This window comes from Dietzia sp. SL131 (genome assembly GCF_026672565.1).
Classification (GTDB): Bacteria; Actinomycetota; Actinomycetes; order Mycobacteriales; family Mycobacteriaceae; genus Dietzia; species Dietzia kunjamensis.
Window position 1 is genome coordinate 1,981,469 of sequence record NZ_JAPPRI010000003.1, and the last position, 25,937, is coordinate 2,007,405.

Genomic DNA, 25,937 nt, shown 5'->3' on the forward strand with positions numbered 1-25,937 from the left:
GAGCAAGGAGGCCCCGTGAGCAACACTGACGTGCCCCCCGGCGGCTCCCCGGACGCCGCTTCGTCCGCCGACCTGGCCCGCGAATGGGTCCGCGCCGGCCGCGCCGACCTGCCCCTGCCCGCCCGCGGCGACACCCGGACGAGATGGTCCGAGCTCACCGCGATGTGCACCCGGGACGTCTCCGCCGGCCGCCTGGTCGAGGCCCACGCCGACGCCGACGCGATCCTCGCCGAGATCTCCGGCACCCGCGTGGGGCGCGACGGACTGTGGGGCGTGTGGGCTGCCGAACCGCCGATGCCCGTGCTCCGCGCCCGGCGCGTGGGCGGGGGCTCGGGCGGGGGCTCGGGCGGAGACTCGGGCGGCGGGTGGGTGCTCGACGGGGTCAAGGCCTGGTGCTCCGGCGGCGACGTGTGCACGCACGCCCTGGTCACCGCGTTCGACGACGACGAGCCGCGCCTCTTCGCCGTCGACCTGCGCCAGCCCGGTGTCGCGCCCCGGGCGGGCGGCTGGGCGCACCCGGGGATGGCGGGCAGCCGTACCACCTCCGTCGAATTCACCGACGTGCCGGCCCGCTCCGTCGGGGACCACCGCTCCTACCTCGAGCGGGCCGGGTTCTGGCACGGTGGGATCGGGGTTGCCGCCTGCTGGCTGGGCGCCGGGATCGCCGTGGCCCGGCCCCTGATCGCGCGGGCGACCCGGCCCGACGTCGACCCCCACGCGCTGGCCCACCTCGGCGCCGTGGACGTGGCCCTGGGAGGGGCGTCGTGGGCGCTGGACGCCGCCGCCGCGGAAGTCGATCGCGACGGACCCGGCGCCGACCTCACCGTCGCGCGCCACCGGGCCGTGCGCGTGCGGGCGATGGTCGAGGCCGCGGTGGACGAGACCATCCGACGCGTCGGCCGGGCGCTCGGCCCGGGACCGCTCGCGATGGACCCGCGCCACGGGCAGAACGTCCTCGACGCCGAGGTGTACATCCGGCAGTTCCACGCCGAGCGTGACCTCGCCGGGCTGGGCGCCACCGCCAGCACCCACGGCGGGTGGGCGCGATGACCACCGATCCCGCCGAGGGCGGTTCCACCCACTGGACCGGCATCGGGCTCGACGACCGCGGCACTCCCCGCGCCGCCTGGGACGCCTGGTTCGGCGGGCGTGCCGCCGACCCGGAGCTGACCGTACCGTCCGGGGTCCGGCGGGTGGTCGTGGTCGCGCCGCATCCCGACGACGAGATCCTCGGCGTGGGCGTCACCGCCGCCCGGTTCGCCGCAGCCGGGGTGGAGGTGGTGATCGTGGCCGTCACCGACGGCGACGCCTCGCACCCCGACTCCCCCACGGTGACGCCCGCGCGGCTCGCCGCGCTGCGGATCTCCGAGAGCCGGCGCGCCTGCGCGGCGCTGGGCCTTCCCGAGCCGGTGCGGGTCGGCCTGCCAGACGGCGGCGTTCACGGGCACGAGACGCGTCTGGCCGACGCGCTCGCCGAGGCGATCGGTGACGTCCCCGGCGAGGACTGCGTGGTGCTCAGCACGTGGCGCGGCGACGGCCACCCCGATCACGAGGCCTCCGGACGCGCGGCCGCCCGGTCCTGCGCCGCCACCGGAGCGCGACTGGCGGAGTACCCGGTGTGGACCTGGCACTGGGCCGAGCCCGGCGATCGGCGCGTGCCCTGGGACCGGCGGCGTCGCGTCGTGCTCACCGACGCCGAGCTCGCCGCCAAGCAGGCGGCGGTGGCGGAGTTCGTCACCCAGGTCGCTCCGCTGTCCGATCGGCCGGGGGACGAGGCGATCCTGCCCGACTGGATCCTCGACCGCCTGGTCACGCGCTCCGAGACGGTGTTCTGGTGAGCACCCCGGGCCACTACTTCGAGGAGATGTACTCCGGGTCGGCAGACCCCTGGGACTTCGCCGGCTCGTGGTACGAACTGCGGCGCTACGGGCTCCTCGTCGCCTCTCTCCCCGAACAGCGGTACCGCGTGTGCTTCGAGCCCGCCTGCTCGGTGGGGGTGCTCACCGAGATGCTCGCCGGGCGGTGCGACGAGGTGCACGCGGTGGACGTCGTCGACACCGCCGCCGGGCAGGCCCGCGCGCGCATCGACCGCGCGGGGTTGGACCACGTGCACGTGCGCACCGCCGACGCGTCGGACCCGTGGCCCGGGCGGTCCTGCGACCTGTTGGTGCTCTCGGAGTTCCTCTACTACACGCCGGTCGACGGGCTCGACGACCTACTCACGGCGCTGCTGCGGCTGGCCGAACCCGGCGGGACCGTCGCGGCCTGCCACTGGCTGGGGCGGTCGGACGACCACGCCTGCCACGGCGAGGACGTCCACGCCGCACTCGCACGCCGCGTCGACCTCACGCGGCTCGTCCACCACCGCGAGGAGGGTTTCGTCCTCGAGGTCTTCCGTCGCACCTGATGGCCGGCTGCAACTAGTCCGCCTGCGTCTCCGGCGTCGACTACGGCTGCGGTTTCGAAGCCGACTCGGACGCCGACGCCTCAGCCTCCGCCTCGGCCCGAGTGACGAGGTGCACTATCGCCTCGGTATGGAGCCGGAACAGTTCGGTCACGTCGGCGTCCCCGGTCAGGGACGCGAGGAAAATCCCGTCGCCGCCGGCGAGTGCATAGGTGGCGAGCACCCGGGCATCCGCCTCGGGTAGCCGCGGACGGACCCGCCGGAACTCCGCCGCGATGCGCTCCAGGGCGTCCCCGCGCAGACGCAGATAGATTCCCCGGGCGGCCGGCTCCACGGGACGCTGCTCCAGCGCCAGCATCAGGCCCAGCCGGAGGAAGTCCGGGGACTCGCGGAACGTCCGGGCCACGCCCAGGCAGAAGGCGGTCACGCGCTCCCGCAGGGCTTCGCCCTCCCCGCGGGTGACCTGGCCCAGCCACAGCTCGACGCTCTCCTCGACAACCGCCGCCAGCAGCGCGTCCTTGTCCGCGAAATGCCAGTAGATCGAGCTCGCCGGGAGCCCGCTCGCCTTACTGACCTGCGCGATCGAGGTCCCCTCATACCCGCGTTCACCGGCCACCTCGGCGGCCGCCTCGATGATCCGGCGCCGGGACTCCCGGCCCTTGGCACGGGTGCGCCTGCCAGTGGACCCCGTCGGCTTCCCCGCCATCCGCTCCCCCGCTCCCTGTGTCCGGCGACTCATTGCGAATCGCCCCGGATCAGACTTACCGTAGTGATCACTACAGTACCGCGCGACGGCAGACGCCAGCGCAGGAAAGGTGGAGAAATGATCGAATCACTGACCCGGAACTGGTGGGTCCAACTCATCCGCGGAGCACTGGCGATCGCCCTGGGCGCGACCGCACTGGCCTCCCCCACCACGGGCATGACGCTCGCGGTGTTCCTCGTGGCGGCCTTCGCCATCGGTGACGGCGCCATGACCATGACGACCGGAGTGGCACTTCCGGAACGGACCCCCGGCCGCGGTGGCCTCATCCTCGCCGGCGCCGGATTCATGATTCTCGGGCTGGTCGTCCTGTTCTGGCCCGGCATCTCGACCACCGCGTTGATCCTGCTGTTCGCCGCCTGGCTGGTGGCCTCCGGCGCCCTCGTCGCCTACGGAGCCCAGACCCTGCGCTCCGAGATCCCCGACTCGTGGGTCATGGTGACGCTCGGCGTGGTCCTGGCGGTGGTGGGACTCGGGCTGGGCGTCGTGGGCCCCGCAGCGGTAGACACGTTCGTCACCTTCGCCGGCTGGTTCGGTCTCGCCGTCGGCGCGGTCATGGCCGCCGTGGCGTTCCGACTCCGCGCCGACTCCGACCGGCTCGAGCGCCGGGTGGCCGTGGCAGCCTGAACCGCGCCACCCTCATCCCCCGGCAAGGGCCGGGCGTCGCGAGTGCGACGCCCGGCCCTCCTGCACCGTGACCGTGCCCCGCCAGGTGACCGAGTCCGTCGCCCGACCGTGCTGGGCCCGGCCTCGCGCGACGGGGAGCGACCTACTACGGGCTTCCGGGCCCCGGGCGCATGTCGCGCCCCTGCGGCGTGCCACCGGGGTGGCTCGGCACGCTGTACTTCTCGAGGACGTCGACCTCCAGCGTCGGCGAGGGATCGAGGTGCGAGAGCCCGTTGAAACAGAGGTTGACGATGTGCGCGGCGACCTCTTCCTTGGGCGGCGTGCGGGCGTCGAGCCACCACTGGGCGGTCCCGGAGACCATCCCGACCAGGGCCTGCGCGTACACACTGGTGGTGATGGGGTCGAACCCGCGGGCGACGAACTCCTCCTCGAGGATGTAGGTCACGCTGGCGGTGGCGTCGTTGAGCAGGGTCGAATACGAGCCCCCACCCACCGGGGACGATTCGCGCACAAGGATGCGGAAGCCGTCCGTGCGCTCCTCGACGTAGCGCAGCAGCGCCATCGCGGCGCGCTCGATGCGGCGGCGCGACCCCTCGCCCTCCAATGCCTCGGTGATCTCGGCACCCAGATAGGCCAGCTCGCGGTCACACACCACCGCGTACAGGCCCTCCTTGCCGCCGAAGTGCTCGTAGACGACCGGCTTGGACACGCCTGCGACCGACGCGATCTCCTCGACAGTGGCCGCGTCGTAGCCGTACTCGGCGAAGATCCGTCGGCCGACCTCCACCAGCTGCTGCCGCCGCTTGGCGGCGGACATCCTGGTCCTCGGTGTCGGTACGCCCGCGCCCGTCATGCCCCACCCCTTTTTCTGATACCCCGAGGATAGCCACGCGCGAATTCCGCTCCCCCCGACCGGCGGCAACACTGCTGCTCACGGCGGCCAGGGCCCATCGGTGCGCAGGTGCGCACCGATGGGCCCGATCTCATGTGCCAGACTGGTGACGGCCCGTTCGCGGGCCGTTCCCCCGTGGTGTAATCGGCAACACTCCTGATTTTGGTTCAGGCATTTCAGGTTCGAGTCCTGGCGGGGGAGCTAGAAGATCCCGCCGAAGATCCCCACGGCCAGCACCAGCAACAGGATCGCGATGATCGCGAACACCGCCAACGCCGGTTGCCGTGCGCGCCGCGGCTTCTTCTCCACCTCGGCATCGGGCTGGAAGGCCGGGTCCTGCCCGGGCTGCCCGGGTCCGTTCATTCCGGTCACGTGAATCGCTCCTCTTCCATCCGGGCGTAGGCCTCCAGCAGCTCGAGGGCGTGCTCTCCGGCAGCACCCTCCGCGCGCAGGCCCGTACGCATCGACTCCACCATCTCCCTACCGTGCGGGAACGGCGGCAGCAACGGCATGTCCGGGTCGGTGATCGCGTCGATCACGGTCGGCCGGTCCGCCAGGACCGCCTCCTCCAAGGCGGGCACGAGCTGCTCGGGGTCCTCGACGCGCACCCCGCGCAGCCCCAGCAGTTCGGCGTAGCCGGCCACGTCGAACGGCGGCACGTCCTGCGACCGGGCGAACCGCGGCTGGGCCTCGCTCTCGCGCTGCTCCCAGCTCACCTCCGCCAGGTCCCGGTTGCTGAGCACCACGATCACCATCGTCGGGTCCTCCCAGCTCGGCCACGCCTCGGAGACGGTGATGAGCTCGTTGATCCCGAGCATCTGGATGGCCCCGTCACCGGCCAGGACCGCGACGGGCTTGGCGGGCGCGGTGGCCTTGGCGGCGATCGCGTACGGGATCCCGCAGCCCATCGACGCCAGCGTGCTCGACAGGTGCGCAGGGACGGTCGTCGGCAGGCTGATCTGCCGGACGTAGTGGTAGACGCTGCTGCCCACGTCCACGGCGAGGCGCGCATCGTGCGGCAGGCGCTCGCCCAGTCGCCGCGCGACCAGCTCCGGGTTCAGCCCGCGCGCCGGCACCTCGGAGCGCATGCGGGAGATCTCCCACCACTGCCCCACCCACTTCTCCACGTCGCCGCGCCAGGCGGAGCGGTCGCGGTCGGCCACGCGTCCGGTGAGTTCGCGTAGTGCGGCCGCGGCGTCGCCCACCATGCCGACCTCGATCTGATACCGGTTGGCCAGGTGCACCGGGTCGAGGTCGATCTGCACCGCCCGCGCCCGCCCGGGCTCCGGGTAGAACTCGGTCCAGGGGTCGTTCGATCCGACGATGAGGAGGGTGTCGCAGTTCTGGAGGATGCGCGCGCTCGCCGTCGTCCCCAGATGGCCCATGGTCCCGCCCACCACCGGCGAGGACTCGTCCACGTAGGGCTTACCCAACAGGCTCATCGTCACGCCGGCGTCCAGGCGCTCGGCGAGTTCCATCAGCTCGGCCTGCGCACCGGCGACGCCGCGCCCGGCCAGGATCGCGATCCGCTCCCCCGCGTCGAGCACCTCCACGGCGCGCGCCACGTCGTCGTCGCGGGGGGTGGTGACCCCGTGGGTCCATTCGGGGGCGGTGACCACCACCCCGTGCTCCTGGTCGAGGTCCTCGCCCAGCTCCGGGGCCTCGGCGTTCTGCACGTCGTGGGGAAGGATGACGACGACGGGGGTCCGGTGCGTCAACGCGGAGCGGAACGCCCGGTCGATCACCATGGGCGCCTGCTCGGCCGACGACACCGTCTGCAGGTACGGCCCGGCCACGTCCGCGAAGACGTTGCCGAGGTTGATCTCCTGCTGGTACCCCGAACCGAGCACGCTGGTGTGCTGCTGCGCGACGAGCGCCACCACGGGCACGCTGTCGAGCTTGGCGTCATAGAGCCCATTTAGCAGGTGTATCGCGCCGGGGCCCTGCGTGGAGGTCATCACCCCGACCGCGCCGGAATACTTGGCGTCGGCCACCGCCATGAACGCCGCCGACTCCTCGTGGCGGGCCCGCCCGAACGTCGGGGCGATCTCGGCGCGCTGCAACGCGCCGAGCAGGGGGTTGTTGCCGTCCCCGGCGTAGCCGTAGATCCGTTCGACATCCCAGGCCACCAGTCGTTCGACGACGAGGTCGGCCACCGTCCTGTCCGTGGTCATACGCGTGCCCCTTCCGCTCGTCAGCCGTAGTGGCCCCACCGTAGGGGGCGCACCCGCGGCCCTCCACCGGTCATGGTGGCGTGGGCCCGCGGAACCGGTTGTCCGGCGGGTGGGGTGGTCCTATCGTCCGGGCATGGACACCGATCTGAAGGCACTCGCCCTGGTGTGCTCGCTCAAGGCCTCGCCCGCCGAGTCGAGCAGCGACCTCATCGCCCGGCAGGTCCTCGACGAGCTCGCCGGTCACGGCGTGACCGGGGAGACCGTCCGGGTCGCGGACTTCGACGTCCGTCCGGGGGTCGACGACGACATGGGCGACGGCGACGAGTGGCCCGCCATCCTCGAGAAGGTCCGAACCGCCGACGTCCTCGTGTTGTCCACGCCGACGTGGCTCGGCAATCCGTCCAGCATCGCGCAGCGGGTGCTGGAGCGTCTCGACGCGCAACTGTCGGCCACCGACGACGAGGGCCGTCCCGCGATGTTCGGCAAGGTCGCCGTGGTCGCGGTGGTGGGCAACGAGGACGGCGCCCACAAGATCGTCGCCGACATGTTCCAGGGCCTGAACGACATCGGGTTCACGATCCCGGCGCAGGGCTGCACCTACTGGAACAACGAGGCCATGAACCCGGTGGACTACAAGGACCTCGACTCCACTCCGACGGCCGTGGCCTCGACCATCACCACGCTGTCGTCCAACGCGGTGCACCTGGCGCGGTTCCTCCGCAGCGAGCAGTACCCGGCGGTCTAACCCTTGGTGCTCCGCTCGACCGCGCTGCGGACGGTGTAGCGCAGGAACGCCGGGAAAGCGATCGCGCAGATCACCACGCCGATCACCACCAGCACGCCACCACCCGACGCGGCGACCGCCGTGCCGACCGAGGCCGCCGCCACGCCGTGCGCGACGTCGCCGATCCGCGGGCCACCGGCCACGACCACGATGAACACGCCCTGCAGACGGCCGCGCATCTCGTCGGTGGCCGAATCCAGCAGGATCGCCTGGCGGAACGCGGCCGAGATCATGTCGACGGCTCCGCCGAACGCCAGCGCGGCGAGCGCCAGCCACAGCCACCACGCGGAGCCGCCGGGCGAGGCCGCGCCCACGAACACCCCGAACGCGACCATCGCCGCGCCCCACAGCGCCACGCACACCAGCACCGCCAGGCCCTGCCGCCGCACGCGAGGGATCCACCCGGAGAACACCCCGCCGGCCACGGCGCCCACGCTCATCGCGGCGAACAACAGACCGAGGGCGGTCCCGCCCGTCGCGGGGTCGCCGAAGGACTCGGTGGCGATCTGCGGGAACAGTGCCCGCGGCATGCCGAAGACCATCGCGACGATGTCCACGAGGAACGAGGCCAGGAGGATGCGGCGGGTGGCCAGGTACGCGAACCCGTCGATCACCGACCGCAGCCCCACGGATCCGCGCTCCCCCGCCACCGGCTGCGGCGGGAGCCGGAACACCGCGTACAGGGTGGCCAGAAGCGCGACGGCGGTGAACAGGTACATCGTGGACAGTCCCAGGACCGGGATGAGGATGCCCGCGGACAGGGGCCCGACGATCGCCCCGAACTGCATCACGGTCATGTTCAGGGCCGAGGCGGAGGCCAACTGGTCGGAGGGGACGATCCGGGGGATGATCGCCGAGCGGGTGGGCTGGTTGACCGCGAAGAACGCCTGCTGCACGGACAGGAGCACCATCACCACCCAGACGTTCCGGTTGCCCGCCGCGGCCTGCGCCCAGAACAGCAGTGAGGTCACGATCAGCCCGGTGGTGGTGACCATGAGCAGGCGACGCCGGTCGAGGGCGTCGGCCAGCGCACCGCCCCACAGGCCGAACACCACGAGCGGCACCAGCGCGAACACGCCGGTGAGCCCCACATACGCAGAGCTGCGGGTGATCTCGAAGACCTGCTGCGGCACCGCGACGATCGACAACTGCGCCCCGATGACCGTGACGATGTTGGCGAGCCACAGCCTGCGGAAGTCCGGCTGCCGCAGTGGCCGCGTATCCGCCAACTGGCGCCTCAGGACTGACACGCGGGGCAGGCTACTCCGCCTCAAGACGGTTCGAATCGTCGGAGTCACACTCGATCCCGCATAGGGGTCCGCGCTACTTTGACAGTGAGTTGACGCAAAGTTGACCTAACGTTGCACTACGCCCATCCCCCACACGGCGCTGCCACGCCCGAGGAGACTTGATGACCACACCCGAGACCGACCGTTCAGCGCCCGAACACACGCAGACCGCGGTCATCGTCCTGGCCGCCGGCTCCGGCACCCGCATGAAGAGCGCCACGCCCAAGATGCTGCACCGAGTGTGCGGGCGGACGATGCTCGGCCACGCACTGCACGCCGCGGCGGGGCTCGAACCGGACGCGATCGTCGTGGTCGTCGGCCATCAGCGCGACCAGGTCTCGGCGGCGGTCGACGAGTTGTCGGCCGAGCTCGGCGTGCCGGTCTCCACCGCGGTGCAGGAGGAGCAGAACGGGACGGGCGACGCCGTCGCTGCCGGGATGTCGGGACTGCCCGCCGACTTCTCCGGCACCGTGCTCGTCACCACCTCGGACATCCCCCTGCTCGACGCCGACACCCTGCGCGAGGTCGTGACGCGCCACGACCTGCGACCGCGCGCCGCGGTCACCGTCCTGACGTCGACGGCGCCCGACCCCACGGGCTACGGCCGCATCGTGAGGAACGACGACGGCGAGGTGCTGCGGATCGTCGAGCACAAGGACGCCTCGGAGGACGAGCGGGCGATCGACGAGGTCAACTCCGGCATCTACGCCTTCGACGCCCTCGTCCTGCGGGACAAGCTCGGGCAGCTGAGCACGGACAATTCGCAGGGCGAGCTGTACCTCACGGACGTCATCCAGCTCGCGCGACGCGACAACGGCCTCATCCGCGGGCACCGTGTCGAGGACCCCGATCTGGTCGCCGGCGTCAATGATCGCGTGCAGCTCGCGGCCCTGTCCGGCGAGATGAACCGTCGCCTGTGCGAGTCGGCGATGCGGGGCGGCGCGACGATCGTCGACCCGTCCAGCACGTGGCTCGACGTCGGCGTGGCCACTGGCCGCGACGTGACGATCCTGCCGGGCACCCACCTGACGGGCGCCACCGAGATCGGCGACGGTGCGACCGTCGGGCCGGACACCACGCTGCAGGACACCGTGGTCGGCGACGGCGCCACGGTCGTGCGTTCACATGCGGTGCGCGCCACAATCGGGGCTGGCGCGGAGGTGGGCCCGTTCGCCTACCTGCGGCCCGAGGCGGACCTGGGCGAGCGGAGCAAGATCGGCACGTTCGTCGAGGTCAAGAAGTCGACGATCGGGGCGAACACCAAGGTGCCGCACCTGACCTACGTGGGCGACGCGACGATCGGCGAGCACACCAACATCGGGGCGTCGAGCGTGTTCGTCAATTACGACGGGGTGAACAAGAACCGTACAGTGATCGGCGATCACTGCCGCACCGGTTCGGACACCATGTTCGTCGCACCTGTGACCGTCGGAGACGGGGCCTATTCGGGCGCGGGTACCGTGATCAAGGACGACGTCCCACCCGGAGCCCTCGCGGTCTCGGGCGGACGGCAGAGGAACATCGACGACTGGGTGATCGAGAACCGGCCCGATTCCGGTTCTGCAGAGGCCGCCCGTCGTGCCCGGAACGACTCCCAGAAGGACGGACTCACGCAGTGAGCGAGTGGATCGACAACCAGAAGAACCTGATGTTTTTCGCGGGGCGCGCGCACCCCGAACTCTCCGACCAGGTCGCCGCCGAACTGGGCGTCGAGGTCACCCCCCAGACCGCCAGGGACTTCGCCAACGGCGAGATCTTCGTCCGCTTCGAGGAGTCCGTCCGCGGCTGTGACGCGTTCGTGCTGCAGAGTGCCCCGGCGCCGCTGAACAAGTGGATCATGGAGCAGCTCATCATGATCGACGCGCTCAAGCGGGGAAGCGCCAAGCGGATCACCGCTGTCCTGCCGTTCTACCCGTACGCGCGGCAGGACAAGAAGCACCGCGGCCGCGAGCCGATCTCGGCCCGTCTCATCGCGGACCTGCTCAAGGCCGCCGGCGCGGACCGCATCATCACGGTCGACCTGCACACCGACCAGATCCAGGGCTTCTTCGACGGTCCCGTGGACCACATGCACGCCCAGGGCCAGCTCTCGGACTACGTCCGGCAGCACTACGGGACGGACAACATCGTCGTGGTCTCCCCCGACGCCGGCCGCGTCAAGGTGGGCGAGAAGTGGGCCGATGCCCTCGACGGCGCGCCGCTCGCGTTCGTCCACAAGACCCGCGATCCCAACGTGCCCAACCAGGTGAAGTCCAACCGCGTGGTCGGTGACGTGGAGGGCAAGACCTGCGTCCTGATGGACGACATGATCGACACCGGTGGCACCATCGCCGGCGCCGTCAAGGTCCTCAAGGACGCCGGTGCCGGGGACGTCATCATCGCCACCACCCACGGCATCTTCTCCGATCCGGCCGCCGAGCGTCTCGCCAACTGCGGGGCCAAGGAGGTCATCACCACCGACACGCTGCCGATCCCGCCGGAGAAGCGGTTCGAGAACCTCACCGTGCTGTCCATCGCGCCGCTGCTGGCCCGGACCATCCACGAGGTCTTCGAGAACGGGTCGGTGACCAGCCTCTTCAACGGGAACGCCTGACATGACCGCGGACCCGGCGGGGCGCGCCACGATCTACCACAACCCCCGCTGCTCCAAGTCCCGGCAGGCGCTGGAGCTGCTCCGCGAGCGGGGTGCGGAGCCGACCGTCATCAAGTATCTCGACACTCCCCCGGGCGTCGAGCAGCTGCGCACCCTCATCTCCGACGCCGGTCTGACGGTGCGGGAGGCGGTGCGCGTCAAGGAGGCCGAGTTCACCGAGCTCGGCCTCATCGACGCCTCCGATGACGACCTGCTCGCCGCGATGGTCGCCCACCCCCGGCTCATCGAGCGGCCCTTCGTCGTCACCGACAAGGGCACCCGCCTCGCGCGTCCCACGGCGGCGGTCGAGGAGATCCTCTGACGTCCCGCCGCTGACGGCGCGTCGCCTGCGTCGAGCCCGCTGCGCTCTCATCCGAGAGCGGCGGGCTCGACGCGATTTTGGGCCCCGCACCCCTCGGCGCTAGGCTGGTCGGGTCATCTCGGCGAGGGAGGACCCGCATCAACCCGGGTTACTCCGTTATCGACGCGATCATTGTCGGCGTGGTCCCGGTGGACCGGCCCGGCGATCGTCTCGATCGCCGAGGAGGTCATCACCCGCAGGGCGTCCCGCTCTCCCACCCGACGAAAAGGCGATCATGGCCAAGGAAATCAACAACCTCAAGACCTCCACCCGCACCGAGTTCGGCAAGGGCTCCGCCCGCCGCGCCCGTCGTGAGGGCAAGGTCCCCGCGGTGCTGTACGGCCACCACACCGAGCCCCGCCACCTGCTGCTCGACGCGCTCGAGTTCGCCGCCGTGCTCCGCGCGCACGGCACCAACTCCCTGCTCACCCTCGACATCGAGGGCGAGGAGCAGCTCGCGCTGCCCAAGCAGATCGACGTGCACCCGCTGACCCGCATCATCGAGCACACCGACCTGCTCGTCGTGCGCAAGGGCGAGAAGGTCGTCGTCGAGGTCTACGTCGTCCTCGAGGGTGAGGCCGCCCCCGGCACCCTGGTCACGACGGACGCCGACTACATCGAGATCGAGGTCGAGGCCACCGACATCCCCGAGGAGTTCACGCTCTCGGTGGAGGACGTCGAGGCCGGCACCCAGTTCACCGCCGCCGACATCACGCTGCCCGCCGGCGCCACGCTGGTCTCCGATCCGGAGACCCTGCTGGTCAACGTGATCGAGGCGCCGTCCGAGTCCGACCTCGAGGAAGACGAGGAGGCTGCGCCCCAGGGCGAGGCCGCCGAGGACGCCGCGAAGGCCGCCGAGGAGGGCTGATCCTCCCCCGCGTGAATCAGGCGGACGCCGCCTGACCGGCGGCACCCGGACACGGGCCCGGAACGACCACAGCGTCGTGCCGGGCCCGTCCCGTATTTCGCCGGCCCGGCCCCTCCCCGCCGAGGGCTCGGCATCAGCCGCGGACGAGGCCGATCGCCAGGACCAGCATCATCACGGCGATGCCGGCGTCGAGCACCCGCCACGCCCCGGGCCTGGCGAACAGCCCCCGCAACGCCTTGCCACCGAACCCGATGAGCGAGAACCACAGCACGCCCGCGATGAAGGCCCCGGCCGCGAACACCCAGCGCAGGTCGGTCCCCTGTTGGTTGGCGAGCGTGCCGAGGAACACCACGCAGTCGAGGTAGGCGTGCGGGTTGAGCCAGGTGAACGCCGCGCACGCCGCCAGCGCCCCGAGCGTCGACGGGACCCGCGCGTTGCCGTCGACCTGCAACCCGTCGCCGGGCCGGATCGCGCGGGACGCGGCGAACGCCCCGTAGGCCAGCAGGAACACGACCCCGATCCACTTCATGACCGTGATCGCCGCCGGCGCCGATTCGATGAGCACCCCCACGCCCGCCACCCCGAGCAGGATGAGCGCGGCCTCGGACACCACGCAGAAGGCGACGATGGGAACCATCGCCACATCGCCACGGATCGAACGCTGGAGGACGTAGGCGTTCTGCGCGCCGACGGCGGCGATGAGCCCGAGGCCCATGCCGACGCCCGTGAGAAGTGAGCAAGTAGCGGTCACGATGTCACCGTAGGCCCGGTTTCATCAGTAGTGCCACTGTACTTTCTGCACTAGCATTAGCCATGCTTATGAACACCCTGCAGCTGGATCACCTCCGCACCCTCGCCGCCGTCGTGGACCTCGGCTCGTTCGAGGCCGCCGCCGCCCACCTGCACATCACCCAGTCGGCGGTGTCCCAGCGGGTCCGCGCACTCGAGGAGTCCGCGGGACGGATCCTCGTCCGTCGCGAGCGGCCGATCTCCGCCACCGCCTCCGGCGAGATCGTGCTGCGCACTGCGCGGCAGATGCTCCACCTCGAGGAATCCCTCGCCGGCGAACTCGACGACCCGGCGTCGGCCCAGGAACACGTGATCTTGGCCGTGGCGTGCAACTCCGACTCGCTGGCGACCTGGTTCCTCGATGCCATGACCGAGGTCCACGCGGCCGGCCGGGTGGTCTTCGACATCCGCCGCGAGGACGAGTCCCTGTCCAGCGAGTTGCTGCGGCGCGGCGAGGTGATGGCCGCGGTGACCAGCCAGTCCCGGCCGGTCCAGGGTTGCCGCTCGCAGCCCCTGGGATCCATGCGGTACCTGGCCTGCGCGAGCCCCGGGTTCGTCGCCCGGCACCTGCGTGACGGCTCGACCACCGCCGCGCTCGGCCGGGCGCCCATCGTCGACTTCGACCGCAGCGACGGCCACCAGAACAACCACTATCGCCGCCTGGCCCGCCGGGAACCCACCGGGCCGCGGCACTTCATCCCCAGCTCGCACGATCACGTCCGGGCGATCGTCGCCGGGCTGGGCTGGGGCCTGATCCCCGAGCACCTCGCCACCCCATGGCTGGTCTCCGGCGAGATCGTCGACGTCTCCCCCGACCACTTCCTCGACGTCCCCCTGTTCTGGCAGCACTGGAAACTGCAGTCACCCGACCTCGACGCCCTCACCGCCGCCGTCCTCGACACCGCCCGCACCGAGCTGCGGAACTGATCGGACAGGTGCGCCCGGGCGGGCCGGCGCCGTCTGGGATCATGGGCCCGTGACTACCGCTTCCACGCCCGGCCCCACGCCCGGCCCCACGCTCATCGTGGGTCTGGCCAACCCCGGACCCGACTACGAGGGCACCCGCCACAACATCGGCTGGGACGTCCTGCAGGAGTTGGCGTCCCGCGCCCTGCCGATGCCGGCGAGCTTCTCCACCCACAAGCGGACCAACTGCGAGATCGCCCAGACCAGGCTCGCCGACAAGCCCGTGGTCCTGGCCCGCCCCCGCAGCTACATGAACCTCTCGGGCGGGCCTGTCGCCGCGGTCGCCAAGTACTTCTCGGTCACGCCCACCGACATCATCGTGATCCACGACGAGATCGACATCGACTTCGGACAGGTCCGCCTCAAGCGCGGCGGCGGCGAGGGCGGCCACAACGGCCTGCGCTCGCTGTCCGGCTCCCTCGGCACCCGCGACTACATCCGCGTCCGCGCCGGGGTCGGCCGTCCGCCGGGCCGCATGGCGGTGGCCGACTTCGTACTCAAGCGCTTCTCCAAGCTCGAGCAACCCGATGTGCCGTTCCTCATCCAGGACGCCGCCGACGCCGTGGAACTCCTCCTCAAGCACGGGCTGGAGACGGCCCAGAACCAGGTCCACTCCGCGTGACGCGTTCCCGGCGGTTCGAGCGCGAGGCCCACCTGGGCTCCGGTGCCGATCTCTTCCGCCGCGCGAGTGCAGCACTCGTCAGCTGGGACCTGCACCGGCGGGCGGGCCTCGCCGTCGTCGCCACCGGGCCCGCCACCCCCGGCCGCACCGTCATCCTCCGGCCGCGATCAGGCCCCGGGGCGTGGCTGCGACTGGCCGCCCCCTGCGAGGTCACGGAGGTCGTGGACCGCCCCGACGCGCGGGGGTTCACCTACCGCGCCCTACCCGGCCACCCCGAGCGCGGATGGGAGACGTTCCTCGTCCGGCACGATTCCGTCACCGGCGCCGTCGCGCTCACCCTCACCGGTGAATCCACGCACGCCACCCTGCTCGCCCGGCTGGGTGCACCCATCGCCCGACTCGAACAGGAGCGGATCACCCGCCGCTACCTCGCCGCCCTGCGCGACCGGCCCTGACCCGCGGCGCCCGGCGTGGACATCACAGTTCAGCAACGTCACAGTTCATAGAGCTCCCGCAGCCGGTCGAGGAGCGCCACGAGCGATCCCTCCCTCAGCGCCTCCGCGACGGCACCGTCGACGAACCGGTCGGACCGGACCACCCAGGTGAGCAGCGCGCGGGTCAGGTCCTCGTCCGACCGCTCGGCCAGCCCGGTGAGGTCGGTCAGCGAGCCGTCCGACAACCCGCGCCGCTCCAACTCGTCGAGGTACCCGTGCCGGGTGAGCACGCCCCCGCCGAACGCCTCCATCACGGCCAGGGTGTCCTCGTCGTAGGTCGGGTAGCGCACCAGGTATGCGCCGTTGCGGTGTCGCTGCCCGCCCGCCCGCGTCACTCCGTCCAGCCCGCGCAACCGCTCGACCACGGGCAGCAGCCGCAGGAGCGCGGCCCTGCGCTCCTCCAGCTCGTGCCGGTCACTGCCCTCGCCCATTCCAGTCCCCGCCTCTGCGCGTCGTCCGACGCGGCTCGCGCGCACCGTAGCGACCGGGTACGACACCCGGCCGCGCGTAGCGTCGTTCACGGTTCATCGGTCGGGGCACGCGCACTCGTTACGAAAGCTATCGACTGGCGCGCTCGATCCCTGCCAGCGCCGCGCCTGACCTCGCCTTTCACGCACCACACCGACCTCGTGGGTCGCACCGCCGGATTGTGTGCTCACCCGTGGGCGGACGTACGCTGGGTGACGACGACGAGGGCCGTCGACTGCCAGAAGGAGTGCGCGTGACCGAGACCGCCGAGGACACCGGAACGGGCGGGCACGCCACGGGTGCGGACGCCGCCGGGGACGTCACGTCCGAAGTCGCGCGCCGCAGGACGTTCGCCGTGATCGCCCACCCGGACGCCGGCAAGTCCACGCTCACGGAGGCGCTCGCGCTGCACGCGCGGGTGATCACCGAGGCCGGCGCCGTCCACGGCAAGTCGGGCCGCCGGTCCACCGTGTCGGACTGGATGGAGATGGAGAAGGCCCGCGGCATCTCCGTCAGCTCCACCGCGCTGCAGTTCACCTACGCACCGGAGGGCTCGAACCCGGGCGACGACCCGTACGTCATCAACCTGGTCGACACCCCCGGCCACGCCGACTTCTCCGAAGACACCTACCGCGTCCTCACCGCGGTCGACGCGGCGGTCATGCTCATCGACGCCGCCAAGGGTCTCGAGCCGCAGACCCTCAAGCTCTTCCAGGTGTGCAAGCACAACGGTCTGCCGATCATCACGGTGATCAACAAGTGGGACCGGCCCGGCCGGGCGCCGCTCGAACTGCTCGACGAGATCACCGAGCAGATCGGCCTCGTGCCCACCCCCCTGTTCATGCCCGTGGGCATCGCCGGCGACTACCGCGGCCTGCTGCGGCGCGGCGACGACGGCGCCCCCGAGGAGTACGTGCACTTCACCCGCACCGCCGGCGGGTCGACGATCGCCCCCGAGGAGCACTACGACCCGGACACCGCCGCCGAGCGTGAGGGCGACGTGTGGGAGACCGCGGTCGAGGAGTCCGAGCTGCTCTCGGCGATGGGCCAGGACCACGACCAGGAGCTATACCTGGCCGGTGAGACCAGCCCGGTGATCTTCGCCTCGGCGATGCTCAACTTCGGTGTCCACCAGATCCTCGACGCGCTCGTCGAGTTGGCCCCGCCGCCGCGCGAGTGGCCGACCGTCTCGGGCGAGCCCCGCAAGACCTCGGAGCCGTTCTCCGCCATGGTGTTCAAGGTGCAGGCCGGCATGGACGCCGCGCACCGCGACCGCCTGGCGTTCATGCGCGTGGTCTCCGGCGAGTTCGAGCGCGGCATGGTGGTCCAGCACGCCCAGACGGGCAAGCCGTTCACCACCAAGTACGCGCTGACGGTGTTCGGCCGCGACCGCACCACCGTGGAGACCGCCTACCCCGGCGACGTGGTGGGCCTGGTCAACGCCACGGCCCTCGCCCCCGGCGACACCCTCTACAGCGGTAGGAAGGTGCAGTTCCCGCCGATCCCACAGTTCGCCCCCGAGCACTTCGCGGTGGTCCGCGCCCAGTCGCTGGGCAAGTACAAGCAGTTCCGCAAGGCCATCGACCAGCTGGCCGCCGAGGGCGTCGTGCAGATCCTGCGCAACGACACCCGCGGCGACGCCAACCCGGTCATGGCCGCGGTCGGCCCCATGCAGTTCGAGGTGGTCACGGCCCGGATGAAGGCCGAGTTCAACGTCGAGGTCGTGGTGGACAACCTGCCGTACACGATCGCCCGCCGCACCGACGCCGAGTCGGCCGGCGAACTCGGCCGCCAGCGCGGAGTCGAGGTTTTCCAGCGCACCGACGGCGAACTGTTGGCCCTGTTCGGTGACAAGTGGCGGCTGCAGTACATCACCAAGGAGATGGAACACCTCACCATCGAGCCGCTGGTCGCCGACACCAACTAGCCCTGACGCGGGCCGGCGGTTGGCGCGGGCGGGTCACCCGGCGGCATGCTGGAGGGCATGCCCAGTGATTCTCCGGTCAGCCTCCGCGTCTTCGTCGAGCCCCAGCAGGGCGCGACGTATGCCGACCAGCTCGCCGTCGCCCGCGCGGCGGAAGACCTCGGCTACGAGGCCTTCTTCCGGTCGGACCACTACCTCAAGATGGGCGACATCAGCGGACTGCCCGGCCCCACCGACGCGTGGCTGACCCTCGCCGCCCTGGCCCGCGAGACCTCGACCATCCGGCTCGGCACGCTGCTCACCTCGGTGACGTTCCGCCACCCGGGCCCGCTGGCGATCTCGATGGCCCAGGTCGACGAGATGTCCGGTGGCCGCCTCGACGTGGGACTCGGCGCCGGCTGGTACGCCGACGAGCACACCGCCTACGGCATCCCCTTCCCGCCGCTGGGCGAGCGGTTCGACCTGCTGGAGGACACCCTCGGGGCACTGGAGAGCTTCTGGTCCACGCCCGCAGGCGAGACGGTCTCCGTCCACGGGAAGCGTATGGAGATGCTGGACTCCCCCGGCCTCCCCAAGCCCGTGCAGCAGCGCCCGCCGGTGATCGTCGGCGGTCACGGCAGGAAGCGGACCCCGGCGCTGGCCGCCCGGTTCGCCGACGAGTTCAACGTGCCGTTCGCCGACCTCGACACCGTGGCGACGCAGTACCGACGGGTCGACGAGGCCTGCGCCGCGCGCGGCCGCGCCCCCGAGGAGATCATCCGCTCGGCCGCGCTCGTCCTGTGCTGCGGGCGCGACGAGGCGCAGGTCGCCCGGCGGGCGGACGCCATCGGCCGCGAGGTCGACGAACTGCGGGCCAACGGCGCCGCCGGGACCCCGGACGAGGTCGTGGACACGATCGGCCGGTACGCGGCGATCGGGGCCCGGCGCATCTACCTGCAGGTGCTCGACATGTCCGACCTGGACCACCTCGACCTGGTCGCCTCCGAGGTGGCGCGCCAGCTCTGACGCGAGCCCTGCCCGGCCGGCCGGTCGCCCCGCCGGCCGGGCGAAACCCCTCCCCTGCCCGAGGAGTGGGATTAGTGTCACGCCATGGTGGCACAAGGGACGACGACAACGAGGTCCGCACATCCCGGAGGCCGTGCGTGGGCCGCGATGGCACTCCTCGTCGTCGTCGCCCTACTCGCCCCCCTGAACGCCGCACCGTCCCGGGCGGCGACCCCAGCCGGCGGCTCCCCCATCAGCGGCATGGTCGACGCCCACGCGCACCTCGCGGCGTCGCAGGCATTCGGCGGCGCCCTGCGCTGCGGCGAGCCGTTCTCCCCCGGCGGCATCGGCGAGGCGCTGGCGGACTGCCCGAGCCACTCGGGCACCGGGCACTTCGCGCTGCTCGAATCGGTCCTCGGGGGCACCGCCCTGCCCGGCGGGACCCAGGGCTTCCCCACCTTCGCGCAGTGGCCGTCGCACGAGTCCCAACTGCACGAACAGGCCTACTACACCGGTATAGAGCGGGCGTGGCGCGGTGGACTGCGGGTGCTCACCAACCATCTGGTGGCCAACCGCGTGCTCTGCGAGGCCCTCGCCGGGATCGGGGTACCCGCGCGCTCCCCGTGCGACGAGATGGAGCAACTGCGCCGGCAGGTGGACTACCTCGAGCGGATGGAGGCCCACATCGACGCCGAGCACGGCGGTCCCGGGCGGGGCTGGTTCCGGATCGCCCGCTCGCCGGAGGACGTCCGCGCGATCGCGGCCGACGGGAAACTCGCGGTCACGCTGGGCGTCGAGGCATCCGAGCCGTTCGGGTGCCGGGTGGTCGACGACGTGCCGATGTGCACGACCGAGGACATCGACCGGGGGCTCGACGAGTTCGCCTCGTGGGGCGTGTCGACCGTGTTCCCGGTACACAAGTTCGACAACGCCCTCGGTGGCGCCCGCATGGACGAGGAACTGGCCGGCCTCGCGGTCAACATCGGCAACAAACTGGGCACCCAGCGGTTCTGGGAGACCGAGCCGTGCACCGGTCCCGACGCCGACCACGCCCAACCCCTGGCCTCCACGCCCGTCGCCGACGGCCTGGCGGTGGCCTCCTCGGACGCCCCGGCGGGCGCGGCACTGCCCGTCTACCCCGAGGCTCCGCTGTGCAACGTGCGCGGGCTGACGCCGCTGGGCGAGCACGCGATCCGCGGGATGATGGCCCGCGGCATGGTGATCAACATCGACCACATGGGCGTCGAGACCGCCCACCGCACCCTCGACATCGCCGCTGAGGCGGGGTACACAGGCCTGGTCGTGGACCACGCCTGGGCCACGCAGGGCAACACTCGCCGGGTCCACGAGCAGGGCGGGTTCGTGGCCGCGTTCGCCTGGCCCGCCGAGGCCACCGAGAACTTCGAGACCGGCTTCCTCGAGCAGTGGCGCACGAACACCGCCGGCGCCGCCCGGCCGTTCACCGGCTACGGCTTCGGCTCCGACGTCAACGGCCTGGCCGCCCTCGCCGAGCCCCGGCCGAGCGCGGCGAGCGACCCGCTCGTGTACCCGTTCACCGCGCCCAGCGGCGAGGTGATGGACCGGTGGCGGTTCGGTGACCGCGAGTACGACCTCAACACCGACGGGGTCGCCCAGTACGGCCTCTACGCCGATTGGGCCGCCGACGTGCTGCACCGCGCCGGGCCCGACCGGGCCGAGCTGGAGCGTCAGCTCATGGGCGGCGCCGAGGCGTGGACCGCCAACTGGGAACGGGCGCGCTGACCACCGGCTCGTCCTGCGCTGTTGCGGCGATTCGCGGCGCCGGACGACTAACCTGAGGCAATGACCCCGGACCCGTCCCCTCCCCGTCGCTCGCGCCGCCCGCGGATCGCCGGAGCAGCGGCGCTCGGGCTCACCGTGGCCATGTCCGCCTCGGCGTGCGGCACCCCGGTCCCCGACCCGGAGCCCGGCCAGAGTCCCGCGGCCTACTCCGGACTGGAGGTCTCGGACGACCGGGTCGAGTACGCGATCGGCAAGGTGACCGACATCGTCGAGGAGGAGCTCGAGGCCTCGGGCATCCCGGGCGTCGCAGTGGCGGTGGTGCACGGTGGCGAGGTGGCGTTGGCCGAGGGGTTCGGCGTGCGCAGCACCGAGACCGGCGAGGAGGTGGACGCGCGGACGGTCTTCCCCATGGCGTCGGTCTCCAAGCCGGTCAGCGCCACCGTCGTGGCCGCGGAGACCGCCGAGAGCGAGATCGACTGGTCGACTCCCGTGCGCGAGCACCTCCCGTGGTTCGCCCTGTCCGATCCGGGCGTGACCGCCGACGTGACGGTGGGCGACCTGTTCGCGCACCGCTCCGGGTTGCCCGAGCACGCAGGCGACGATATCGAGGACCTCGGGTACGACCGCCCGGCGATCCTGCACGGGCTGCGCCACCTGCCGCTGGAGCCGTTCCGCGCCTCGTACGCGTACACCAACTTCGGGCTCACCGCCGGAGCCGAAGCCGTGGCCGTCGCGGCCGGCACCCCCTGGCCCGAGCTGGCCCGCGAGCGGCTCTTCGACCCCCTCGACATGGACGACACCTCCTACTCCTACGAGGACCTGCTCGACCGCCACAACCGCGTCGTCGGCCACGTCCGCGCTGCTGCCGACGAGTCGGGCGAGTCGTCCGGCGACTGGGTCCCGGCCGATCCCGCGCGTGACCCGGACGCCCAGGCCCCCGCGGGGGCCTGAGCTCGTCGGTCACGGACATGGCGCGGTGGATGTCGATGGTGCTCGCCGACGGCGCCGGGCCCGGCGGCTCGCAGGTCGTCCCCTCCGACGCACTCCGACAGGCTCTGACCCCGCAGGCCGTGTCCTCACCCCCGCAGTCCGCGGCGGACCGGACCGGGACCTACGGCTACGGGTTCAACATCTCCACCAGCTCCTCCGGCCGCGTCGAGTGGAGTCACTCCGGGGCGTTCGCGCTCGGCGCCGGAACTGCGATGCTCATGATGCCGTCGCTGGACCTCGGCATCATCACCCTGACCAACGCCTCGCCCGTCGGGGTGGCCGAGACGATCAATTCGCGCTTCGCGGACTACGCGCAGTTCGGCGACCCCACCCTGAAGTGGCGGGAGCTGTACGGCGAGGCGTTCGGCCCACTGCTGGCCCCCGTCGGCGACCTGGTCTCCACTCGGCAACCCTCCGCCCCCGCACCGCCGCGCCCGGCGGACGAGCTGGTGGGCGTCTACCGCAACGACTACTTCGGCGAGATCGAGATCCGCCGCGTCGCCTCACAGCCTGACCGGGGATCGGACGGGGATCCGGACGATCCGCCGGACGCCGGCCCCGCACTCGCGCTGGACGTGGGCCCGGGACCGCAGGTCTGGCCGCTCGAACACTGGGACGGCGACACCTTCGCCGTGAGTCCGGTCGGTGAGAACTGGCCGCCCGGCTCCCGCGGCAGCGTCACCTTCGACGGCGATACGGTGACGGTGGAGCTCCTCGACGGCAACGGCCTGGGCACCTTCACCCGCGTCGGAGAGGACGAGACGGGCGACTGACCGCGGGGCCGCCAGGGTCCACCGGCTGGTGCCGACGCCGGCGGGACCTACCCCTCGTGGGCCGCCTCCAGCCGCGCCGCGCGCCGCCGGTCCCGCTTGGCGTCCGCGTCCGGGGTCGTGAGGAACGTGGAGAACCAGGCCATCCGGGGATCAGCGTCCACGAGGAACGCCTTGACCGCCAACGTCAGCGGGACGGCGAGGATGGCGCCCAGCGCCCCGGCGATCGCCGACCAGAACACCAGTGACAGGAACGTCACCGTGGGGGTCAGCCCCACCGCGTCGCCCGTGAACTTGGGCTGGATGAAGCTCTGCATGACCAGGTTGACGACGCTGTAGATCACCACCACCCAGATGGCCTCGACCGGCCCCCCGGTGAGCAGCGCGAACAATGCCGGCGGCACCAGCCCCAGCACGAAGCCGATGTTGGGGATGTAGTTGGTGACGAACGCCAGCACGCCCCACACCAGCGCCAGCGGCACGCCGAGGATCATCAGTGCCACCGTGTCGATCACCGCCACGAGGAGACCGAAGACCGTGGAAACGATCCAGTACGACTTCACGCCGTCGGTGAACGACCCGAGGGCGTCGGCGAGCCGGGGCCGCTGCCGGGCGATCACCGCGCGACGCCTCGTGATGCCGGGGACGTCGAACACGAGGAACGTCAGCGCGATGACCAGGACGGTGAGCTGACCGCCGGCCGAGGACAACTGACCGGCGACGTTCTGCAGGGTACCGACGATCGTGGTGGGGTCCACGCCCTGGAGGCTCGAGGTGACCTGATCCTCGCTCACGCCGAAAGTGCCGAGGAACGCGATCGTCTGCTCGTACAGCTCGATGAACTTGTCCTGGTACTGCGGGATCTCCTCGGCTGCGACCCACAATGCCCACACCAGCATCCCGACCAGCGCGGCCAGCAGCAGGTAGAGCACCAGCAGGACGATGATCATCGCCCCCCAGCGGGGCAGCCCGGCCCGCTGCAGCAGCCGCTGCAGGGGCTGGGCGGCGATGACCAGGTTCAGCGCCAGAAACGCCGGCATCAGCAGACTCGCATGTTCGGACAGTCCCCACACCACCACGAACAGGGCCGCGAGGGACACCGCCGTGACGCCGGCGATGCCCCAGCCCTTGGGTTCCTCGTGGGGGGCGAGCGCCTCCGGCGTCGGCGCCGCCGGAGGGCCCACGTTGTCTCCGCTGCTAGTCATGACGCTCCTCACGAGTGGCGCCCCGTGCGCCGGACGCCGCTCAGCGTATCCCGATCAGTCCGCGGAGAAACCGCTCAGCTCCCGGCGAGCGCCGAACGGATGGCGTCGACGTCCACCGAATCGAGATCCGCCGGATCCCAGGTGGGGTTGCGGTCCTTGTCGATCACGACGGCCCGCACGCCCTCGACGAAGTCCGGGCGGGCGGTGATCCAGGCGCCCAGGGCCAGCTCGTTGTCCAGGCACTCCCGCAGGTCCTCCGCCTTCGCCCCGGCGCGCAGCAGCTCGATGGTGGCGACGATCGACGTGGGGCAGTGCGACCGCAACATCTCGAGAGTGGACGTGGCCCACTCGTCCTGCTCACCGGACTCCAGCGCCGCGATCATCTCCTGCGCGGTGTCGCGGGAGAAGACGTCCTCGATGCGCTCGATACGGGCCTCGACGGCGGACTCCCCCGCCTCGGCGCGCTCGAGACCGAACCTCTTCAGCGCGTCGGCCAAGCCGATGGCAGCGACGGCGTCGACGAAGGCGTTGCGCTCGTCGTCGTCGATCAGGTGGGTGGCCAGGCCGGTGAAGAGGGCGTCGGCGGAGTTCATCCGCACGCCCGTCGTGCCCAGGTAGATCGCCACGGCCAGGCCGCGTGCGCCGCCGCCGCACAGGCGCGGAAGGAAGTGGCTGGCGCCGACGTCCGGGATGAAGCCGATCGCCGTCTCCGGCATGGCCATCATGACCTTCTTGGTCACCACGCGGTGCGAACCGTTGATCGAGACTCCCAGGCCTCCGCCCATGGCCACCCCGTGGATCACGGCGACCGTGGGGACGCGGTGCGTGTGGTACGCCAGATCCATCGCGTACTCCTCGGAGAAGAACTCGTGGTTCCTCTCGTGCTCACCGGCCGCCGCGGCGTCGCGCAGCGCGCGGATGTCGCCACCCGCACAGAACGCCTTCTCCGAGGTGCTGGTGGTGACGACGGCCTCGACGTCCTCGTCCTTGGACGCCTGGTCCAGCGCCGTGTGCAGGGCCCGGCACATGGACAGGTCCAGCGAGTTCAGGGCCTTGGGGCGGTCCAGGACGATGTGCTGTATCCGGCCATCACGCCGGCTGCTGACGAATTCGCTCATGACCCCATAGTGTCAGGCCGCCCACCGACCGTCGCACGGATACTAGGAATTCCTACTTCACTGCCCCCGATGCGGGCCCGCCGCCTCAGCCCTCCAACAACTGCGAGGCCACGTCCGGCACGTACCTGAACTCCTCGCGCGGCGGGCGGTCGTAGCTCGAGTCCGCACCCTTCGGCCGCTCGGGGATCTCCAGCTCCGGCGGGTCGAGCTTCTCCCACGGCACGGTCGACAGCAGGTGCGAGATGACGTTGATCCGCGAGCGCTTCTTGTCCTCGGACTCGACCGTGAACCACGGCGCCTCGGGGATGTCGGTGTGGACGAACATCTCGTCCTTGGCCCGGCTGTAGTCCTCCCACCGGGTGATGGACTCCAGGTCCATCGGCGAGAGCTTCCAGCGGCGCATCGGGTCGTCATGGCGCGACCGGAACCGGCGCTCCTGCTCCTCGTCGGACACGGAGAACCAGTACTTGCGGAGCATGATCCCGTCCTCCACCAGCAGCCGCTCGAAGATCGGAGCCTGGTGCAGGAACCGCCGGTACTCGTCGGGTGTGCAGAAACCCATCACCCGCTCCACCCCGGCCCGGTTGTACCAGGACCGGTCGAAGATCACGATCTCCCCGGCCGCCGGCAGGTGCTCGATGTAGCGCTGGAAGTACCACTGCGTCTTGTGCACCTCCGTCGGGGCGGGCAATGCCACGATCCGGGCGTGCCTCGGGTTGAGGTACTGCGTGATCCGCTTGATGGCCGAGCCCTTGCCCGCGGCGTCGCGCCCCTCGAAGACCACCACCATCCGGTTGCCGGTCTCCCGGAGCCAGGCCTGCATCTCGACCAGCTCCGCCTGCAGCCGCTCGAGCTCGGCCTCGTAGGCCTTCTTCGGCAGCTTCTCCAGACCGCTGGGCAGGAGGTCCTTCTTCTTCGCACCGCTCTTGGCACCGCTCTTGGACGCGCTCTTGCTGCCGCTCTTGCCGGAGGGTTTCTTGCTGCTCATGGCCTGAGCCTACGGACCCGACCCGGCCTCCTCGACCGGGACGACGATATTGACAGTTTTCGTC

General features: G+C 71.3%; 27 protein-coding genes and 1 tRNA gene. 18 read left to right on the forward strand and 10 right to left on the reverse strand.

Annotation, left to right across the window (positions count from 1 at the left end):
• Positions 1-15 precede the first annotated feature (15 nt).
• The 3 genes from OVA21_RS10105 to OVA21_RS10115 are packed head-to-tail and all read left to right on the forward strand — an operon-like array spanning position 16 to position 2,407.
• Positions 16-1,050 (forward strand): acyl-CoA dehydrogenase family protein, encoded by a 1,035-nt coding sequence (locus OVA21_RS10105; RefSeq protein WP_442778923.1) that lies wholly within the window; start codon positions 16-18, stop codon positions 1,048-1,050.
• Positions 1,047-1,838: a PIG-L deacetylase family protein gene (locus tag OVA21_RS10110; protein WP_096907131.1), complete on the forward strand. Its 792-nt coding sequence runs from the start codon at positions 1,047-1,049 to the stop codon at positions 1,836-1,838. The genes OVA21_RS10105 and OVA21_RS10110 overlap by 4 nt, the downstream gene beginning before the upstream one ends.
• Positions 1,835-2,407 (forward strand): class I SAM-dependent methyltransferase, encoded by a 573-nt coding sequence (locus OVA21_RS10115; protein WP_096907130.1) that lies wholly within the window; start codon positions 1,835-1,837, stop codon positions 2,405-2,407. The genes OVA21_RS10110 and OVA21_RS10115 overlap by 4 nt, the downstream gene beginning before the upstream one ends.
• A 40-nt stretch (positions 2,408-2,447) precedes the next feature.
• On the opposite strand, the gene OVA21_RS10120 is transcribed toward OVA21_RS10115, so the two are convergent.
• A complete protein-coding gene (locus OVA21_RS10120) occupies positions 2,448-3,110 on the reverse strand; it encodes a TetR/AcrR family transcriptional regulator (protein ID WP_096907129.1) in 663 nt (220 codons plus the stop codon).
• A gap of 117 nt (positions 3,111-3,227) precedes the next feature.
• Between OVA21_RS10120 and OVA21_RS10125 the strand changes: the two genes are divergently transcribed.
• Positions 3,228-3,794 (forward strand): HdeD family acid-resistance protein, encoded by a 567-nt coding sequence (locus tag OVA21_RS10125; protein WP_096907128.1) that lies wholly within the window; start codon positions 3,228-3,230, stop codon positions 3,792-3,794.
• A gap of 145 nt (positions 3,795-3,939) precedes the next feature.
• Here the strand turns inward: OVA21_RS10125 and OVA21_RS10130 are convergent, their stop codons facing one another.
• Positions 3,940-4,611 carry a TetR/AcrR family transcriptional regulator gene (locus tag OVA21_RS10130; protein WP_268092376.1) on the reverse strand — a complete coding sequence of 224 codons (672 nt, stop codon included), beginning with the start codon at positions 4,609-4,611 and terminating at the stop codon, positions 3,940-3,942.
• 204 nt (positions 4,612-4,815) lie between these two features.
• Here OVA21_RS10130 and OVA21_RS10135 point away from each other — a divergent pair.
• Positions 4,816-4,887, forward strand: a tRNA-Gln gene (locus OVA21_RS10135).
• Here the strand turns inward: OVA21_RS10135 and OVA21_RS10140 are convergent.
• Positions 4,888-5,058 (reverse strand): hypothetical protein, encoded by a 171-nt coding sequence (locus tag OVA21_RS10140; protein WP_159147944.1) that lies wholly within the window; start codon positions 5,056-5,058, stop codon positions 4,888-4,890.
• Complete coding sequence (locus OVA21_RS10145) at positions 5,055-6,860, reverse strand: thiamine pyrophosphate-requiring protein (RefSeq protein WP_268092377.1); 1,806 nt, start codon at positions 6,858-6,860, stop codon at positions 5,055-5,057. The genes OVA21_RS10140 and OVA21_RS10145 overlap by 4 nt, the downstream gene beginning before the upstream one ends.
• 133 nt (positions 6,861-6,993) lie before the next feature.
• Between OVA21_RS10145 and OVA21_RS10150 the strand changes: the two genes are divergently transcribed.
• A complete protein-coding gene (locus tag OVA21_RS10150) occupies positions 6,994-7,605 on the forward strand; it encodes a flavodoxin family protein (protein ID WP_268092378.1) in 612 nt (203 codons plus the stop codon).
• Here the strand turns inward: OVA21_RS10150 and OVA21_RS10155 are convergent.
• A complete protein-coding gene (locus OVA21_RS10155; RefSeq protein WP_163376115.1) occupies positions 7,602-8,885 on the reverse strand; it encodes an MFS transporter in 1,284 nt (427 codons plus the stop codon). The genes OVA21_RS10150 and OVA21_RS10155 overlap by 4 nt on opposite strands.
• A 170-nt stretch (positions 8,886-9,055) precedes the next feature.
• Here OVA21_RS10155 and glmU point away from each other — a divergent pair, with 170 nt between their 5' ends.
• The 4 genes from glmU (at position 9,056) to OVA21_RS10175 (ending at position 12,794) form a co-directional block, all read left to right on the forward strand.
• Positions 9,056-10,552 (forward strand): bifunctional UDP-N-acetylglucosamine diphosphorylase/glucosamine-1-phosphate N-acetyltransferase GlmU, encoded by a 1,497-nt coding sequence (gene glmU, locus OVA21_RS10160; RefSeq protein WP_096907124.1) that lies wholly within the window; start codon positions 9,056-9,058, stop codon positions 10,550-10,552.
• Positions 10,549-11,526, forward strand: a complete 978-nt coding sequence (locus OVA21_RS10165; protein ID WP_067713365.1) for a ribose-phosphate diphosphokinase — start codon at positions 10,549-10,551, stop codon at positions 11,524-11,526. Before glmU ends, OVA21_RS10165 begins: the two co-directional genes overlap by 4 nt.
• A gap of 1 nt (position 11,527) precedes the next feature.
• Positions 11,528-11,887, forward strand: a complete 360-nt coding sequence (gene arsC / locus OVA21_RS10170; protein WP_268092379.1) for an arsenate reductase (glutaredoxin) — start codon at positions 11,528-11,530, stop codon at positions 11,885-11,887.
• Positions 11,888-12,161: 274 nt separating this feature from the next.
• Positions 12,162-12,794: a 50S ribosomal protein L25/general stress protein Ctc gene (locus OVA21_RS10175; protein ID WP_069389953.1), complete on the forward strand. Its 633-nt coding sequence runs from the start codon at positions 12,162-12,164 to the stop codon at positions 12,792-12,794.
• A 133-nt stretch (positions 12,795-12,927) separates the two neighbouring features.
• Here OVA21_RS10175 and OVA21_RS10180 read toward each other — a convergent pair whose 3' ends face one another.
• Positions 12,928-13,545 carry a LysE/ArgO family amino acid transporter gene (locus OVA21_RS10180; RefSeq protein WP_096907122.1) on the reverse strand — a complete coding sequence of 206 codons (618 nt, stop codon included), beginning with the start codon at positions 13,543-13,545 and terminating at the stop codon, positions 12,928-12,930.
• Between the two features lie 68 nt (positions 13,546-13,613).
• Between OVA21_RS10180 and OVA21_RS10185 the strand changes: the two genes are divergently transcribed.
• Genes OVA21_RS10185 through OVA21_RS10195 form a run of 3 tightly spaced genes read left to right on the forward strand, consistent with a single transcriptional unit; the run spans position 13,614 to position 15,626 of the window.
• Positions 13,614-14,510 (forward strand): LysR family transcriptional regulator ArgP, encoded by an 897-nt coding sequence (locus OVA21_RS10185; protein ID WP_096907121.1) that lies wholly within the window; start codon positions 13,614-13,616, stop codon positions 14,508-14,510.
• A 49-nt stretch (positions 14,511-14,559) separates the two neighbouring features.
• The gene (pth, locus tag OVA21_RS10190) at positions 14,560-15,171 is read left to right on the forward strand and encodes an aminoacyl-tRNA hydrolase (RefSeq protein WP_096907120.1); all 612 of its coding nucleotides are present in this window, start codon (positions 14,560-14,562) and stop codon (positions 15,169-15,171) included.
• On the forward strand, positions 15,168-15,626 hold the full coding sequence (locus OVA21_RS10195; RefSeq protein ID WP_096907119.1) for a DUF1990 family protein: 459 nt from the start codon (positions 15,168-15,170) through the stop codon (positions 15,624-15,626). The genes pth and OVA21_RS10195 overlap by 4 nt, the downstream gene beginning before the upstream one ends.
• 38 nt (positions 15,627-15,664) lie before the next feature.
• Here OVA21_RS10195 and OVA21_RS10200 read toward each other — a convergent pair whose 3' ends face one another.
• Complete coding sequence (locus OVA21_RS10200) at positions 15,665-16,096, reverse strand: DUF6508 domain-containing protein (RefSeq protein ID WP_096907118.1); 432 nt, start codon at positions 16,094-16,096, stop codon at positions 15,665-15,667.
• 290 nt (positions 16,097-16,386) lie between these two features.
• On the opposite strand from OVA21_RS10200, the gene OVA21_RS10205 reads away from it, so the two are divergent.
• From OVA21_RS10205 to OVA21_RS10225, 5 genes are all read left to right on the forward strand, one after another.
• Positions 16,387-18,060 (forward strand): peptide chain release factor 3, encoded by a 1,674-nt coding sequence (locus tag OVA21_RS10205; protein ID WP_069389947.1) that lies wholly within the window; start codon positions 16,387-16,389, stop codon positions 18,058-18,060.
• 57 nt (positions 18,061-18,117) lie between these two features.
• Entirely contained in the window at positions 18,118-19,062 is a 945-nt protein-coding gene (locus OVA21_RS10210) for an LLM class F420-dependent oxidoreductase (RefSeq protein ID WP_268092380.1), read from the forward strand.
• 147 nt (positions 19,063-19,209) lie between these two features.
• Complete coding sequence (locus OVA21_RS10215; protein ID WP_268092381.1) at positions 19,210-20,802, forward strand: hypothetical protein; 1,593 nt, start codon at positions 19,210-19,212, stop codon at positions 20,800-20,802.
• Positions 20,803-20,862: 60 nt separating this feature from the next.
• Complete coding sequence (locus tag OVA21_RS10220; RefSeq protein ID WP_268092382.1) at positions 20,863-21,753, forward strand: serine hydrolase domain-containing protein; 891 nt, start codon at positions 20,863-20,865, stop codon at positions 21,751-21,753.
• A 17-nt stretch (positions 21,754-21,770) separates the two neighbouring features.
• The gene (locus OVA21_RS10225; RefSeq protein ID WP_268092383.1) at positions 21,771-22,565 is read left to right on the forward strand and encodes a serine hydrolase; all 795 of its coding nucleotides are present in this window, start codon (positions 21,771-21,773) and stop codon (positions 22,563-22,565) included.
• Positions 22,566-22,612: 47 nt separating this feature from the next.
• Here the strand turns inward: OVA21_RS10225 and OVA21_RS10230 are convergent, their stop codons facing one another.
• The 3 genes from OVA21_RS10230 to ppk2 form a co-directional block, all read right to left on the reverse strand.
• Positions 22,613-23,767, reverse strand: a complete 1,155-nt coding sequence (locus tag OVA21_RS10230) for an AI-2E family transporter (protein ID WP_159147609.1) — start codon at positions 23,765-23,767, stop codon at positions 22,613-22,615.
• A 74-nt stretch (positions 23,768-23,841) separates the two neighbouring features.
• Entirely contained in the window at positions 23,842-24,885 is a 1,044-nt protein-coding gene (locus tag OVA21_RS10235) for an enoyl-CoA hydratase/isomerase family protein (protein ID WP_069390334.1), read from the reverse strand.
• Positions 24,886-24,970: 85 nt separating this feature from the next.
• The gene (gene ppk2 / locus OVA21_RS10240; protein WP_235027705.1) at positions 24,971-25,873 is read right to left on the reverse strand and encodes a polyphosphate kinase 2; all 903 of its coding nucleotides are present in this window, start codon (positions 25,871-25,873) and stop codon (positions 24,971-24,973) included.
• Positions 25,874-25,937 lie beyond the last annotated feature (64 nt).